The 14519-nt window shown below is 47.7% G+C and carries 16 protein-coding genes; 15 read left to right on the top strand and 1 reads right to left on the bottom strand.

Annotated elements, in window-relative coordinates; all coding sequences use genetic code 11:
• Window positions 1-46: 46 nt before the first annotated feature.
• From HMPREF1647_RS00855 to rsfS, 7 genes are all read left to right on the top strand, one after another.
• A complete protein-coding gene (locus HMPREF1647_RS00855) occupies window positions 47-640 on the top strand; it encodes a hypothetical protein (RefSeq protein ID WP_035431242.1) in 594 nt (197 codons plus the stop codon).
• 35 nt (window positions 641-675) lie between these two features.
• Window positions 676-2601 carry an ABC transporter ATP-binding protein gene (locus tag HMPREF1647_RS00850; RefSeq protein WP_035431239.1) on the top strand — a complete coding sequence of 642 codons (1926 nt, stop codon included), beginning with the start codon at window positions 676-678 and terminating at the stop codon, window positions 2599-2601.
• Complete coding sequence (locus HMPREF1647_RS00845; protein WP_035431236.1) at window positions 2594-3343, top strand: energy-coupling factor transporter transmembrane component T family protein; 750 nt, start codon at window positions 2594-2596, stop codon at window positions 3341-3343. Before HMPREF1647_RS00850 ends, HMPREF1647_RS00845 begins: the two co-directional genes overlap by 8 nt.
• 69 nt (window positions 3344-3412) lie before the next feature.
• The gene (obgE, locus tag HMPREF1647_RS00840) at window positions 3413-4861 is read left to right on the top strand and encodes a GTPase ObgE (protein WP_035431234.1); all 1449 of its coding nucleotides are present in this window, start codon (window positions 3413-3415) and stop codon (window positions 4859-4861) included.
• Between the two features lie 3 nt (window positions 4862-4864).
• Entirely contained in the window at window positions 4865-5551 is a 687-nt protein-coding gene (gene nadD / locus HMPREF1647_RS00835) for a nicotinate-nucleotide adenylyltransferase (RefSeq protein WP_035431231.1), read from the top strand.
• 104 nt (window positions 5552-5655) lie between these two features.
• Window positions 5656-6294 (top strand): bis(5'-nucleosyl)-tetraphosphatase (symmetrical) YqeK, encoded by a 639-nt coding sequence (yqeK, locus tag HMPREF1647_RS00830; RefSeq protein ID WP_035431229.1) that lies wholly within the window; start codon window positions 5656-5658, stop codon window positions 6292-6294.
• Between the two features lie 29 nt (window positions 6295-6323).
• On the top strand, window positions 6324-6800 hold the full coding sequence (gene rsfS, locus HMPREF1647_RS00825) for a ribosome silencing factor (protein WP_035431226.1): 477 nt from the start codon (window positions 6324-6326) through the stop codon (window positions 6798-6800).
• 10 nt (window positions 6801-6810) lie between these two features.
• Here rsfS and dinB read toward each other — a convergent pair whose 3' ends face one another.
• Entirely contained in the window at window positions 6811-8145 is a 1335-nt protein-coding gene (gene dinB / locus HMPREF1647_RS00820; protein ID WP_035431224.1) for a DNA polymerase IV, read from the bottom strand.
• A gap of 187 nt (window positions 8146-8332) precedes the next feature.
• On the opposite strand from dinB, the gene rpsP reads away from it, so the two are divergent.
• The 8 genes from rpsP to HMPREF1647_RS00780 all read left to right on the top strand — a co-directional run bounded on the left by rpsP (window position 8333) and on the right by HMPREF1647_RS00780 (window position 14322).
• Window positions 8333-8701, top strand: a complete 369-nt coding sequence (gene rpsP / locus HMPREF1647_RS00815; RefSeq protein ID WP_035427446.1) for a 30S ribosomal protein S16 — start codon at window positions 8333-8335, stop codon at window positions 8699-8701.
• Window positions 8702-8761: 60 nt separating this feature from the next.
• Window positions 8762-9007 (top strand): KH domain-containing protein, encoded by a 246-nt coding sequence (locus tag HMPREF1647_RS00810; RefSeq protein ID WP_081433531.1) that lies wholly within the window; start codon window positions 8762-8764, stop codon window positions 9005-9007.
• Between the two features lie 2 nt (window positions 9008-9009).
• Entirely contained in the window at window positions 9010-9531 is a 522-nt protein-coding gene (locus HMPREF1647_RS00805; protein WP_035431221.1) for a ribosome maturation factor RimM, read from the top strand.
• A gap of 1 nt (window position 9532) precedes the next feature.
• Window positions 9533-10282, top strand: a complete 750-nt coding sequence (gene trmD / locus HMPREF1647_RS00800) for a tRNA (guanosine(37)-N1)-methyltransferase TrmD (protein WP_035431217.1) — start codon at window positions 9533-9535, stop codon at window positions 10280-10282.
• Window positions 10275-10829, top strand: coding sequence for a signal peptidase I (lepB, locus tag HMPREF1647_RS00795; protein ID WP_035431214.1), 555 nt, complete (start codon window positions 10275-10277; stop codon window positions 10827-10829). The genes trmD and lepB overlap by 8 nt, the downstream gene beginning before the upstream one ends.
• Before the next feature lie 33 nt (window positions 10830-10862).
• Window positions 10863-11777: a glycine--tRNA ligase subunit alpha gene (locus HMPREF1647_RS00790; RefSeq protein ID WP_035431212.1), complete on the top strand. Its 915-nt coding sequence runs from the start codon at window positions 10863-10865 to the stop codon at window positions 11775-11777.
• On the top strand, window positions 11778-13865 hold the full coding sequence (gene glyS / locus HMPREF1647_RS00785; protein WP_035431211.1) for a glycine--tRNA ligase subunit beta: 2088 nt from the start codon (window positions 11778-11780) through the stop codon (window positions 13863-13865).
• A 61-nt stretch (window positions 13866-13926) separates the two neighbouring features.
• Entirely contained in the window at window positions 13927-14322 is a 396-nt protein-coding gene (locus HMPREF1647_RS00780; RefSeq protein WP_035431209.1) for a kinase/pyrophosphorylase, read from the top strand.
• The last annotated feature ends 197 nt before the right edge of the window (window positions 14323-14519 follow it).

Genomic DNA, 14519 nt, shown 5'->3' with positions numbered 1-14519 from the left:
TAAAAGTTTTATTTGTACGTTTTGGTTTTGCGTTAAAGGAGTTTGTATGTCTACAGAAAATTTCAATGAGGTCAACGCCGCAAGTACAGAGACAGGATCTGCAGAGCAGGCACCACGTGTTGTTGCTGTTTCAAAAAATGCAGGTGTATTGGACGTTACTTCTCTAGTTCTTGTTGCCGTTCTTATTGCCGCAGGTTTTATTCTTAACCTAACCGTTGGCAAGGCAATTAGTGCTATTGGAATTGGTCCAGAGTTCATTATTTCTTCGTTCTGCCTGGCTATTCTTTTGCTTAAGCCAAACGCTGTTCAGAGCCTGGTTATTGGTCTTATCGCAGCTACCGTTATTCAGCTGACCACCTCTGTTCCTGGTGCTGATTTTGTTGCAGAGGGCGCAGCTTCACTTGTTATGTTTGCTTTCACAAGGTCTGCTCTTGCAGATAAGCCAGTAATGCCTGCAATTGGTTCTTTTGTAACCACTCTTATTTCTGGCTTGATCTTTGCTGCCATTGCTATTCCAGCAAAGGGTGCAACTATTGAGCTTTTCTACGTAATGCTTCCTGTCATCGTGGGAACCGCATTTTTTAATGCTATTGTTGTTCAGGTTCTTGCGGCTCCTCTTAAGAAGGTTTTGGGTCGATAAGTTCTTAGATACGCACTTATTTCCTGGAGAACACTGTGTCTATTATTGAAGTTCAATCTGTGTCATATAGCTATCCTGATAGCTCAGCGCATGCTCTGAATGAGCTGTCACTGAGCGTTCAGGAGGGTGACTTTGTAGGTATTGTTGGTCCTTCTGGCGCAGGCAAGTCCACGCTTGCTCTTGCGCTTTCTGGCGCTATTCCTCATCACTTTAGAGGAAGTTTCTTTGGAAAGATTCTTGTCGCTGGAATGGACACCTGCACAGTTGCGCTGACTGATATCTCTAAAATTGTGGGTTCTGTAACCCAGGATATCAACGCGCAGATGGTTGCTTCAATTGTTGAGGATGAGCTTCTCTTTGGCCTTGAGAACTTTGCGGTTCCTCATGCAGAGATTCCAGAGCGCATTACCTATGCTCTAGAGACAGTTGGTATTGCCAACCTCCGCTTTAGAGAGATTGCTTCTCTTTCTGGTGGACAGAAGCAAAAGGTTGCTATAGCGGCACTTTTGGCGCTTCAGCCACAGGTTATGGTGCTTGATGAGCCAACAGCGGCCTTAGATCCAACGTCGTCCGAGTTAATCTTCCAGACCCTTTCAGAGCTCAACAAAACCAAAGGCATTACGGTTGTGGTAATTGAGCAAAAAGTGGGTCTTCTCGCTAAGTATTGCTCAAAGATTGCCGTTATGGATAAGGGCTCCATTTGTGCATACGGTAACGGTGAGGAAGTGTTCTCTCAGGTAGATTTACTGCAAGAGGTTGGCGTTGATGTTCCTCGTTGCGTGCGCGTCTCAAAAGGCGTCTATGAGCTCTCTCATCAGTCTGAGTATGCTCACTTGTTATCTGAGGCGGACAGAGCTGCCTGCGATGAAACTGCGTTGTCAGTTCAGTCAGCCGCCAAGCAGCTTGCGTGCTGTGTAGGCGCTCTCCAGCATCGCAGTATTTCCCTTACAGAGGACTCTGAACCAGTAGCTACTAATGACGTCGAGTTAGCAGGGGAGACATATCTTCCAAAAATAGATGGTCCTGTGGTTGCTGAATCGAGCGGGCCATTTGACAGAATTGGTGTTCTTCAAGACGCTGACCAGCCAAGCGTTCAATCTGTTCTTGACGTTATCGACGCCACTTTTAAATATCAGGGGAGTACTGATGGTGTTGAGCGCGTCTCCCTCAGTTTGCATCCTGGTGAGCTTGTGGCACTTGTCGGTCAAAATGGCGCAGGTAAAACAACTTTAACTAAGCTGGTAAATGGCCTGTTGCGTCCTCGATCGGGAGACATTCATATTAAGGGTTCTTCATGCAAGGATTGGAAGACGTCGCAGATTGCTCAGCACGTCTCTACGCTGTTCCAAAATCCCGATTATCAGATCTGTAAAGAGAGCGTTCTTGAGGAGATTGCGTTTGGTCTTGAGCTCAAGGCTGTGTCTGCAGAAGATGCTCGCAAGAAAGCGCTTGAAGTAATTGATCGCATGGGGCTTGATGCAGATGCGTCTCCGTTTATGCTTTCTCGCGGACAGCGTCAGATGGTTGCGCTTGCATCTGTGGTTGCCTGCGAGCCAGATATTCTTGTGCTTGATGAGCCAACTTCGGGTCTGGATTACAAAGAGTGTATGCAGGTCATGAATATGGTCAAATCACTGTGCGAGAAGGGCTGTGCAGTTCTTATGGTCTGTCATGACATGGAGGTTGTGCTGGACTTTGCCACAAGAATTGTCGTTATGGCGCATGGCAGCGTGTTAGATGATGGGGAAGTTACACAGATCTTCTCGACAGATGAGGTTTTGAAAGAAGCGTATGTTGAGGCTCCTCAGATGATTCAGCTGTCAAAGCTTGTAGGGGAGCATGTGGATCCTTCCTTTGCAGGACTTAACAGCGCTTCCGAGGTGCTTGAGGCATTGCAGCATCAGTTTGAGATTGCTCGTATTGCGGCAACGCTGAATGGTAAGGAGGCTCCTCGTGGGTAGTGTTATTGATTACACCGAAGGAACAAGCTTCCTTCACAAGGCAAATCCCGTGGCCAAGCTTGTATTTGCGCTTGAGCTCTTTGTGGCCGCCTTTGCCGCTCAAGGAACGATTGAGGTGCTTGCGGTACTCGCGCTCACTATTTGTGTGGGAGTTGTCTCACAGAATGCTCAGAAGACTTTTAAGCTGGTATTTGGCTTTGCTGTCTTAGGTCTTATCTTGTGCGTTGTACAGACGCTTGTTGCCCCTGCAGGTCAAACGCTCTTTTTATTCATCACGGTAGGTGGTTTGGAGCGCGGCTTTAACGTTGCCCTAAAAACAATTGCGCTGGCACTGCCGCTGCTTTCTATGCTCTCGCTTATGCGCGTAGAAGACCTCATGAATGCGCTGGTAGAAGTTGCGCATGTTCCTTATCCTTATGCGTTTACCATTGCAACGGTTTTGCGTTTTGTGCCTGTCTTTGCTTCCGAGATGAACCATATTATGGAGGCTCAGATGGCTCGCGGCGTTGAGTTTGATACCAAAAATCCAATTAAGAAGCTCCAGCTCACCATGCCTTTGATTGTTCCTTTGTTGGTAAGTTCCGTTAAAAAAGCTGATGCTTCGGCACTTGCAGCTGAGCAACGAGGTTTCTATTTAAGGAACGCTTCATCTGCATTTAAACGCTATCCTTTGGCTCCATCAGACTTTGCTTTGATGATTCTTGGTGTTGCAGTAATTGTTGTTATCCTCGTGTTCTCATAAGAACTTCTCGCGTTTTCACTGTGCTTCGCTGGTAAATGCCGTAACATTAAGGTATTAGAAGGAGGACACGTGGAAACTTTCACTGATCTTTGTCATATCAACGTTAAAGGTGGAGACGGCGGTGCAGGCTGCATGTCTTTCCGCCGAGAAGCATATGTTCCAAAAGGCGGTCCTGACGGTGGCGATGGCGGTCACGGCGGCAATGTTGTCATTGTTGCAGACGCGCAGCTTTCGTCCCTGATTGATTACCGCTACAAACATCACTTTAAAGCAGAGCGCGGCACCCATGGTAAGGGAGCTCGCCGCCATGGTTCTGACGGACAAGATTTGCTGCTCAAGGTACCTCTGGGAACCGTTGTGCGCGAGCTTGATCCAGTTACACAAGAGCCACTCTACGAGATTGCCGATCTTACTTCTCCCGGTGAGCAGGTAGTTGTTGCTCCTGGTGGCAATGGTGGCCGCGGTAACATTCACTTTGTCACCTCAGTGAGGCGTGCACCGGCATTTGCCGAGAAGGGCGAGCCAGCCCAAGAGCATTGGATTGAGCTAGAGATGAAGCTTATGGCAGATGTGGCCTTGGTGGGCATGCCTTCTGTTGGTAAGAGCTCTCTTATTGCACGTATCAGTGCAGCTCGTCCAAAGATTGCTGACTATCCTTTTACCACCCTTGTTCCAAACTTGGGCGTTGTTCGTGCACAGAACGGTCAGTCGTTTGTCTGCGCGGACGTCCCTGGTCTTATCGAGGGTGCCTCTGAGGGTAAGGGTCTTGGTCATCAGTTCCTTCGCCATATTGAGCGCACAGCGCTTATTGTCCATATGGTCGATGTTACCGGTGGCTATGAAGGTAGAGATCCTGTAGAGGACTACCACGCTATTAACGAGGAGCTTAAAGCGTACGCTTCAAAGCTGGCTGACCGCCCTCAGATTGTAGTAGCAAATAAATGCGATATGCCTGGTACAGAAGATGCTATTGAGGCTCTCAGAAAGGCTGCAGAAGCTGATGGTAGGACTTTCTTTGCCATCTCTACCGTAACAGGTTTAAATCTTGATGATTTTGTTACTACCTGTGCTGCAGAAGTGGCAGAGCTCCGCAAAGAAATTGCCATTACTACGCCAACGGTTGACCGCAGTGAGGCTTGGGAGCATCAGCGACTTCGTCGTGACAACAAACTTCGTATTGAGCGAGAAGAGCGTCATGCGTGGCGTGTCTCTGGTGGTCAGATTGAGCGTATGGTTATTCAGACCGATTGGGACAATGATGAGGCTGTGGCATATCTACAGCGTCGTCTTGATCGTATGGGGCTTGAAGTACAGCTGGCAAAGGCTGGTGCAGTTGACGGCGATGAGATTCGCATTCTTGAGCTTACCTTTACCTATGAGGATCCAAATAAACCAAATACAGATGGCATAGAGATTCCTGACGAGGACGCTTCAGATCAGCAATTTGAAGATGTTGAGTTTGAAGAGGCTTCATCTGATCCGTCTCATGTAGCTGAGGCTTCTTCAGAAACTGAGTAGAGTATGGCAGCCGACGTCTTAAATAACATGCACCCTGGCCTGCCTCGTTTGGGACAGGATAAAAACCGCACCTATCGTCTGGGAATCATGGGTGGAACCTTTGACCCCATTCATAACGGTCACTTGGTAGCCGCTGAGCAGGCATATGATGACCTTGATCTTGATGTGGTTGTCTTTATGCCTGCTGGTCGCCCCGCGTTCAAACAAAATAAGGGAGTTACCAGGGGAGAAGACCGTTACTCAATGACGCTTCTGGCAACCTCAGATAATCCTCATTTTGTTGCTTCTCGTTTTGAGGTGGATTATGAGGGCATCACCTACACCGCTGATACGCTCAGAAGATTGCGTAAGGTATATCCCTCTAACGTTGAATTTTTCTTTATTACTGGTGCAGATGCAATTGCTGATATTGTCGCCTGGAAAGATGCACAGACCGTAGCAGAGCTTGCTCACTTTGTTGCTGCAACGCGTCCTGGTTATGAGCTGAGTCGTGCTCAAAAGGTTATTGCAGACTCACCTTATGACTTCAAGGTAACCTATCTTGAGGTTCCCGCACTAGCAATCTCATCAAGCTATCTGCGTAGTAGAGTTCAAAATGGTCAGAGCCTCAGATACCTAACTCCCGATTCTGTAACAGGTTACATTCACAAGCATGGGCTTTATGGCGCCGACACAACGCCACTCAATTAAGTGGTCAAGCCAAAGCGACCCGCTGCTCAGATTGACATACGCCAGTAACAAGGTAGTGTCAAACAGGTAGAGATTAGGCTTGACTCAATATTTTGTAGGACATAATGGAAAGAACACTTATAGCAAAAGATATTGTCTACTCCGCAGAACAACAGGCGCTTATTGATCAGCTTGAGTCTGATTTGAAGAGTCATATGTATCACAAGAACCCTAAGCGTTTTGCGCATTCTATCTCTGTGGGACATTGTGCAGAAACGCTTGCGCAGGCTTATGGTGCAGATATGTTGAGCGCTCGTGTTGCAGGTATTTTGCATGATTGGGAGAAACTTCTTCCTGATGCAGAAACCATTGAACTGGCAGAGCGCTTTCGTATCCAGACGGAAGCTCCTTATCAGAAAATTGTTGGACTCTTACACGGTCCTCTCGCCGCAAAAACGCTACCAGCCATCTATCCTTGGCTTTCTGAGCAGATTCTCAGCGCCATTCAGAAGCACACTGCGGGCGACCGTCAGATGAGCAAGCTAGACAAAATCTTGTACGTAGCTGATCTTATTGAGCCTCTGCGTCCAAACTTTACATCGGTCGAAGAAGCAAGAAACGTATATTTACGTGGCGGTTCTCTCGATGAGCTTTATGAGACGGCGTTTTGTAGCGTTATGATGTATGTGATTTCATCAAGGAGTTATTTGTATCCAAACTCAATTGCCCTATACAATGAGATGATTGAGAAGACATCTAAGTAGCTTGGCTACATGAGAAAACGGAGAAATTCATGGCTGTAACTTCACTTGAGCTTGCAAAGACTGCTGCAATTGCTGCAGATCAGAAGAAAGCTGAAGATATTCTTGTGCTTGACCTCACTGGTCTCAGTGACGTTTGCGATTACTTTGTTATCTGCACTGGTGGAAATGCTCGTTTAGCTGACGCTATTGTTGATGAAGTTCGCGAGAAGGTCACGGCAAATTGCGGCGTTCGTCCAATTTCTACTGAGGGTCGCGACGGTCTCAATTGGATTCTGATTGACTACGGCTCAGTTGTTGTTCACGTATTCCAGCCTGAGGTAAGGTCCTACTATCGTCTTGAGCGACTTTGGGCGGATGCTCCTCGTGTAGAGCTGGATATTGAGGGCGCTATGACTTCTGATATTCCTTATGCCGATCTTCCAGAGGATGCTTTGGCTCCAGCCTTTGAGCTTTCCGAGGATGATCTGGTAGACAATCTTCCAGAATCTGCTGATCCTACTGAGTAGTGCTGGTGTACTAGATTTGTTCGTTTTTGCCTGTAGGCATAGTGTCTGAGACGCGATGCTCAAAGCGTAGGTCTCTACCGTATTGCACAGCATCTGCACCAAATTTATCTTTGAGTTTATCGGTTACCTCGGAGAGATGACGTAAGTCACTCCGAGGTTTCTTTTTTGTTGTAGGCCCAGGGGCTGCGGCGTCAAACGTGTCATTAAATTGATCAAAAAGAGACGTTTGCACTGGTTTGGCATGCTCCTCATCTGAAAATGAGCTAATGCCAACGCCAAGCAGTCTTACTGGCTGACCTTCTTTCCAAATGGATGAAAGAAGACCAACGGCAATCTCTGCAAAGAGGTGCTCATCGTCAGTTGGAGTAGACATTCTTTTTTGAGCGGTATGAGACTCTGTTGCAGAGGCTTTTACCTTAAGCGTTACGGTATAACCTTGTAACTGTTTGCGGCGAAGACGTCTTCCTACAACTCCAGCAATGTGCCTAATAGCTTCTTCTATTTCTTGTTTATCAAACAAATCTGTTTCAAAGGTTCTCTCGTTAGAAACAGACTTAATGTCACGAGGCTGGGCAGCTTCATGAACTTCAGAGATCTCTTTTCCTTGCGCGCGCAAAATCATCTTTGAAGCTGTATTGCCAACAAGGGAAGTGAGGTATGTTGCATCTGCTCTTGAGAGTTCTCCAAGCGTTTTGATTCCTTGCTGATGAAGAGTTTTTGCCATAGCAGGACCAATGCCGCTCATTGCCTCAATGGGCAGTGGTGCTAGAAAGCGGCCCTCTGTACCAGGAAAGACCGCAGTAAGACCTCGAGGCTTTTCTTGTTCAGAAGCAATCTTGGCAATTGTTTTATTTGTTCCTAGTCCAATGGAGCAGGTAATACCTAGTGCTGCAACTTTCTTTTGTATGCGCTTACAAATTTCTAAAGGATTTTCTTTAGAAAATCTTCCAGGAGTAATGTCAAAAAATGCCTCATCAATAGAAACTTGTTCAACAAGGGGAGTCTCATCTTTGAGAAAACCCATAACAAGAGCACTCATTTCTGAGTATCTGTCATAACGTCCTGAAGTCCAAATTGCATGAGGACAAAGCCTTACTGCAGTAGCTGAAGGCATGGCAGAATGAACGCCATACTTTCTTGCTTCATAAGATGCGGTTGAAACAACGCCCCGTTTGTGAGGAGAACCTCCTACAATTACAGGTTTTCCACGCCACTCAGGATGATCAAGTTGTTCTACAGATGCAAAGAACGCATCTAAGTCAAGAAGGCCAATAGCCTTACCATGCCATTCAAAATCACACGATTTACGTGCGGTTTTATCTGATATGTTCTTTGACGTCTCCATAGATATAGTGTATACTTTTTACGTAAATAGAACAAGTGTTTCATACATAAATTACGAGTACTTTTTGAAGAGAACAAATTTATACTTTTCGAGGTTAACGCGTTGTTGTACACTTGTAACCCGATTTGTGGCTTTGCGGTGCAGCCCATCTAACATCCGAGGCACCGCTCGTATGGAGGAGTTTTCATTGGCAGTTAAGATTCGTCTGGCCCGTCACGGTGCCAAGAAGCGTCCGTACTATCGCGTAGTTGTCGCTGATGGTCGCATGCCTCGCGATGGTCGTTACATTGAAGAAGTCGGTCGTTATAACCCACTGACTAGCCCAAAGACGATTGATATCAACCTCGAGAAGGTTGACGAGTGGGTAGCAAAGGGCGCTCAGCCAACAAGCGCAGTTTCTCACCTCATTGAGATTGCTCGTACTGGTGCTCCAGTTGCAGAGAAGAAGACCAAGCTCTCCAAGAAGGCACAGGCAAAGGCTGCTGCAGCTGCAGAGGCTGCTGCTGAGGCTGCTGCCGCAGCTGCTGAGGAGTCCGAGGCTCCAGAGGCTGAGTAAATCGTGTCTGAATTCACAGAGCCCACTGAGGTAGACGCTGTCGATCAAGACATTCAGGAGATGCCTTCTGACAAGGTTGCTGACCTTGTTGAGTACATCGTTTGTGGTCTTGTCGATAATGAAGATGCTGTTGCACTCGACGTCACCGATCGCGAGGATGGAGCCTTGATTGAGGTTTCTTGCTCTGAGGAAGACGCTGGACGTGTCATCGGCCGCAAGGGTAGAACCATTAAGGCTATTCGTACTTTGGCTCGTGCTCTTGGCCAGCGTGTTGGCACCTCTGTTGATGTCGAGGTTGTAGGCTAATTTTGCGTAAACACTGGCGAGCAATTGCTCAAATTGTTAAAACGCATGGTAAAAGAGGGGAGGTTGTGACGGTTCCCGTTCACAGCCTTCCTTCTCTTATAGCTGAAGGCATGACAGTTGTTCCTGTTCCGCCTGCACTTAAAGGCCCAAGGCAGTTCTCAGTTGTCTCTGTTGAGTCAGATGACAGAGAAGGTAGTCTTGTAACTTTTGAAGACGTAACTACCATCTCAGACGCTGAAGAGCTTGTGGGTAAAACGCTTCTGGTAGAAGAAGATTGTCTTCCAGAAAACTTTGGTCTGGTCAATGTTTCTCTGCTTGTGGGTAGAGAAGTACTTGATATAGAACATGGTTCTCTGGGTGAAATTTCAGAGGTTCTTATTGGACCCACACAAAATGTGTGGGTACTTGAGGGACCTTTTGGCCAGGTAATGATGCCTGCTGTTGATGAATTTATCAAAGAGGCTCCAGCTGAGGGTCCCATTACCGTCTCAATTCCTCAGGGTCTTCTTAGGTTAGGTGAGTAGCATGCGTCTAGAAACGCTCTCAGTATTTCCTGAGGTCTTCTCGCCCTATTTACATGCTTCTATTATGGGCAGAGCTCAAAAGGCAAACATTTTTGAGTTCTATGCACATGATTTGCGTGACTGGACACATGATAGGCATCGTACGGTAGACGACGCTCCTTTTGGCGGCGGACAAGGCATGCTTATGAAGCCTGCTCCCATCTTTGAGGCAGTTCGTGCAATTTCCGATCAAGCGGAACCTAAGCCCTATGTGGTGTTTTTCTCACCAGTTGGTAGGCAGTATTCTCAGGCAATTGCCCAAGAGCTTTCTGAAAAAGACCGCATTTTATTTGTCTGTGGCCGCTATGAGGGTATGGATGAACGCGTCTATGATCTGGCAGATGACGTAATTTCTATGGGAGATTACGTATTGACTGGTGGAGAGCTTCCTGCACTTACCGTTATTGACTCCGTTGTGCGTCTACTTCCAGGTGCGCTCGGCGATGAAATGAGCTCCCAAGATGAATCGTTTTCTGATGACGGTCTTTTGGAGTATGCTCAGTACACGCGACCATCAAATTTTGAGGGGCGAGAAGTTCCGTCGGTGCTTCTATCGGGAGACCATGGTGCTGTTTCGGTCTGGAGACGACGCTCCGCACTTGCTCGTACACGTGCTTGGCGACCAGACCTTCTTGAGACAGCTCAGCTCACCGATGATGATATTGCGTATTTAGCAGAACTTGATCAGCAATCTGGTGATGACGATGAGTAGTGGACACTCGAAAGCAGTTGAACTTTTTCAGTACGTAGCAATTGTTGTTGTTGCAGTTTTACTGGCATTTTTTATCAGAACCTTTGTCGCTGAAGTCTATGAAGTTCCAACGGGCTCCATGCTCAATACCATTCAGCTGGGGGACCGTTTGGTAGGAGAGAAGCTCACCTATCGTTTTGGTGGAACTCCTCAGGCAGGGGATGTAATTACCTTTACCAGTCCTCTAAACTCTGACACACTTTTGGTAAAGCGTGTTATTGCTACAGCTGGTCAAACGGTTGATTTACGCGATGGTGCAGTGTACATTGACGGCCAGCTTATGGACGAGCCTTACACCGAAGGTAAGCCAACGTATTCTCTTGCAGATCGCAACGGTGCCGTAATTCAGAATTATCCGTATACTGTTCCTGCAGGTCATATTTTTGTTATGGGTGACAACAGAACAAACTCGCTGGATTCCAGATATTTTGGTCCTGTTGCGGTATCTACCGTGACTTCTAAGGCAATGTTTATTTTCTGGCCCTTTGATCATGCTCGCGGGCTATAGTACTTACGTCGGACATTTGAGAGAAAGAACATCATGGGCGCAACACCACTTACATTTCAAGATATGATTTTGACCCTTGAACACTATTGGGCAGAAAAAGGTTGTACGGTCATGCAGCCATATGACTCTGAGGTAGGTGCCGGTACCTTCCATACCGCAACTATCCTGCGCTCACTTGGCCCCGATGCCTGGCGTACCTGCTATCCTCAGCCTTGCCGTCGTCCTGCTGATGGACGCTATGGCGAGAACCCCAACCGCTTGCAGCATTACTATCAGTTCCAGGTTTTGATTAAGCCATCTCCTGCAGACTCTCAAGACCTCTATCTTGGCTCACTTGCCGCTATTGGCCTTGATCCAAAAGACCACGACGTTCGCTTTGTTGAGGACGACTGGGAGAGCCCAACGCTTGGTGCTTGGGGTCTTGGCTGGGAGGTCTGGCTCAATGGCATGGAGGTCACTCAGTTCACGTACTTCCAGCAGGTAGGCGGTATTGAGGTAGACCCAGTTCCTGTTGAGATTACCTATGGTCTTGAGCGTATTGCTATGTACGCTCAGGGTGTAGATTCCGTCTATGACCTGGTATGGAGTTACTTGCCAGACGGCACGCCAATGACGTACGGCCAGGTATTTTTGGAGAACGAGCGTGAGTTCTCAACTTATAACTTTGAGGTAGCCAACATTGAGCTTATGCGCGAGAAGTTCGACGAGTATGAGGCAGAGTGCCACAGCTGCCTTGAGCGTAAGCTTCCACTACCTGCGTATGACTGCGTTATGAAGTGCAGCCATGCATTCAACCTACTTGACTCTCGTGGTGCTCTTTCTGCTGTTGAGAGAGCTAACTATATTCTTCGTGTTCGCACTGTTGCTAAGGCATGCTGTGAATCGTATTTGGAGGAGGTTGCTTCTAAGAAAGCACCTGCAGCAACTACTCAGGAGGAGGTGGCTTAAGTGGCTGAGGTTAGAGACTTCCTTTTTGAGATTGGTTCTGAAGAGATGCCTTCTGCTCCATTGCAGAAAGCTATTGCTCAGTTCAATAAGCTTGTCGTTTCCGGACTTAAAGACTCTGGCTTGTCATTTGGAGAGGTTAAGATTCTCTCGACACCTCGTCGTTTAACTGCCTATGTAAAGGACGTTGCTGAGGCTACAGAAGAGATTTCAGAGGTCAAGCGTGGTCCTAAGGCAGAGATTGCTTTTGATGCAGAGGGTAATCCAACTAAGGCTGCCGAGGGGTTTGCTCGTAAGTGCGGCGTAAGCGCTGATGCGCTGACTCGTCGTGTAGACACTGACGGTCATGAGTATGTTTTTGCAGAGCTCAATATTCCTTCAGTTCCTGCCACAAAGATTCTCTCTGAGCTGGCAACTTCTTGGATTTCTGCACTTGATTGGCCTCGTAGTCAGCGCTGGGGTTCTTTCCATGAGCGCTACGTTCGACCTGTTCGTTGGCTGTGCGTCCTCTTTGGTTCAGAGATTGTTCCTGTTACGTACGCTGATGTAACTAGCTCAAACACCACCCAGGGCCATCGTGTTCTTGGTCCTGGATACCATGAGGTAGCAAGTCCAGCTGACTATGAGCAGGTACTTAAAGATGCTGGCGTTTTGCTTCAGGAGCAGAGAAAAGACGTTATTCTCGCCGGCATTAAAGAGGTTGAGGTTGCTCGTCCGGGCTCTCACGTTGATATGCCAGAGAAGGTCTTTGAGGAGGTCATTAACCTAACTGAGTGGCCTCAGGTTCTTGTGGGTACCTTTGACGAGGAATTCCTTAACGTTCCTTCAGAGATTATTACTGAGTCCATGCTTTCCAACCAGCGCTATTTCCCAATCTATGACGCTGAGGGTAAGCTGACTCGCGAGTTTATTGTGGTTTCTAATGCAGACCCATCTTGTGCAGAGCGCGTCATTGACGGCAACGAGCGTGTTGTTCGTGCTCGTCTCGACGACGCTAAGTTCTTCTTTGAGGAGGACTTGAAGCACACGCTTGACGAGTTTGCTCAGCGCCTTGAGACTGTTGTTTTCCAGGAGAAGCTTGGTACGGTTCTACAGAAGACCCAGCGTATGGAGGTTCTTGCTGCAGAGATTGCACTCGACGAGACATCTAGCAAGGAAGAGGCAGAGCTTGCTGCTCGCGCCGCTCACCTTGCTAAGGCAGACCTTGTCAGCCAGGCAGTTGTCGAGTTCACCAGCCAGCAGGGCGTTATGGGTGGCTACTACGCAGAGGCAGCTGGCGAGAAGAGCGATGTAGCTGCAGCAATTCGCGAGCACTATCGTCCTCGCTTTGCTGGCGACGAGCTCCCAAGTGGCCAGATTGGTCGCTTTGTAGCTATTGCTGACAAGCTTGATACCATCTGCGGCATCTTTGCTATCAACGAGCCACCAACCGGCTCTTCCGATCCTTACGCTGTTCGTCGTGCAGCAATTGGCGTCATTGCGCTGGTCCGTTCTACCTCCAACCTTGACCTCAAGAAGCTTATTGCAAGCTCTCTGGAGCTTTACCGCCAGCAGGGTCTTGCTGTTGACGAGTCTGTTCAGTCTCAGGTTGAGCAGTACTTTATTGGCCGCCTTGCATCTATTGCTAAGGACGAGAAGATCTCTGCAGATGCTATTGAGGCTGTCAGTGCAATTGACGTTATCAATCCTGATGAGTTCCTTCAGCGTGCTCGCGCACTTGATGAGGCTCGCCAGAATGAGCCTGAGCTCTTTGAGGACCTCGCTACTGCTTATGCACGTGCAGCTCACCTCAGTGACGCTTCTCTTGGCGTAGAAGTTGATATAGAGCTTCTCACTGAGCCAGAGATGTCATTGCTCGCTGCTTGCGAAGAAGGCCAGAAGCAAGTGGCTGCTGCTCTTGCTGGTGCAGACTATGCTGCTGCTGTTTCTGCGCTGTCTCAGCTGCGTGAGCCAATTGATATTTTCTTCGACAAAGTACTTGTCATGGATGAAAATGATACCGTTCGCCGAAATCGTTTGCGTCTTTTGAACAAGTTTGCCCAGGTATTTAGTAATGTCGCCGATATTAGTGTGCTTTCTCGCAAGAAGTAGGGTACGCTTAGATTGATAAATGTTTGTATCTTTCTGAATACTTGACTGAAAGGGTTACAGCATGAGCACACTTGATATTGATAACAACTCTCTTGGTGATGGTCTGCCTATCGTCTACGTTTTGTCAGACTCTCGTGGAGAGACCGGTGCTGCAGTAGTTAAGGCTGCTGCTGCTCAGTTTGGTGATGAATCCGTAGAGATTGTAAGGGTTCCAAACATTCATAGCGTTGATGATGTTCGTGCATACTTCAACGAGCATGAAGATGAGAATCGCCCTCGTGCAGTCTTCCACACCTTTGCAGATGGCTCTCTCAGAAGAGAGATTCGTCGTGAGCTTGATCAGCGCCTCATCCCATCAATCGATCTTCTGGGACCAGCGGTAAACGTTATTTCTACGCTTACCGGCGAAGAGCCAAGCCACGCAATTGGCGCATTCTTTGAGGGAGTTACGCGCTAAGAGAGCGCTGATGCCTCAAAATATCAAAAAGTTAAATGAGCATCCATTTTGGGTGCTCGTTTTCTTTATGGAGAATTTCACAATTTGCAACCATAAGTTTGTAAATAATTCTGTGAACGGTCGATATTGACCGCTCACCGTTATTTTGTTCAGATGAATCGCGTAGGTTGGTAACATACTATGAATGTGAGGACAGA

The sequence above is a fragment of the Lancefieldella parvula DNF00906 genome (assembly GCF_000758945.1).
Classification (GTDB): Bacteria; Actinomycetota; Coriobacteriia; order Coriobacteriales; family Atopobiaceae; genus Lancefieldella; species Lancefieldella parvula_C.
Note: the sequence above shows the minus strand (reverse complement) of the source record. Positions and strands in the feature narration are given on the sequence as shown.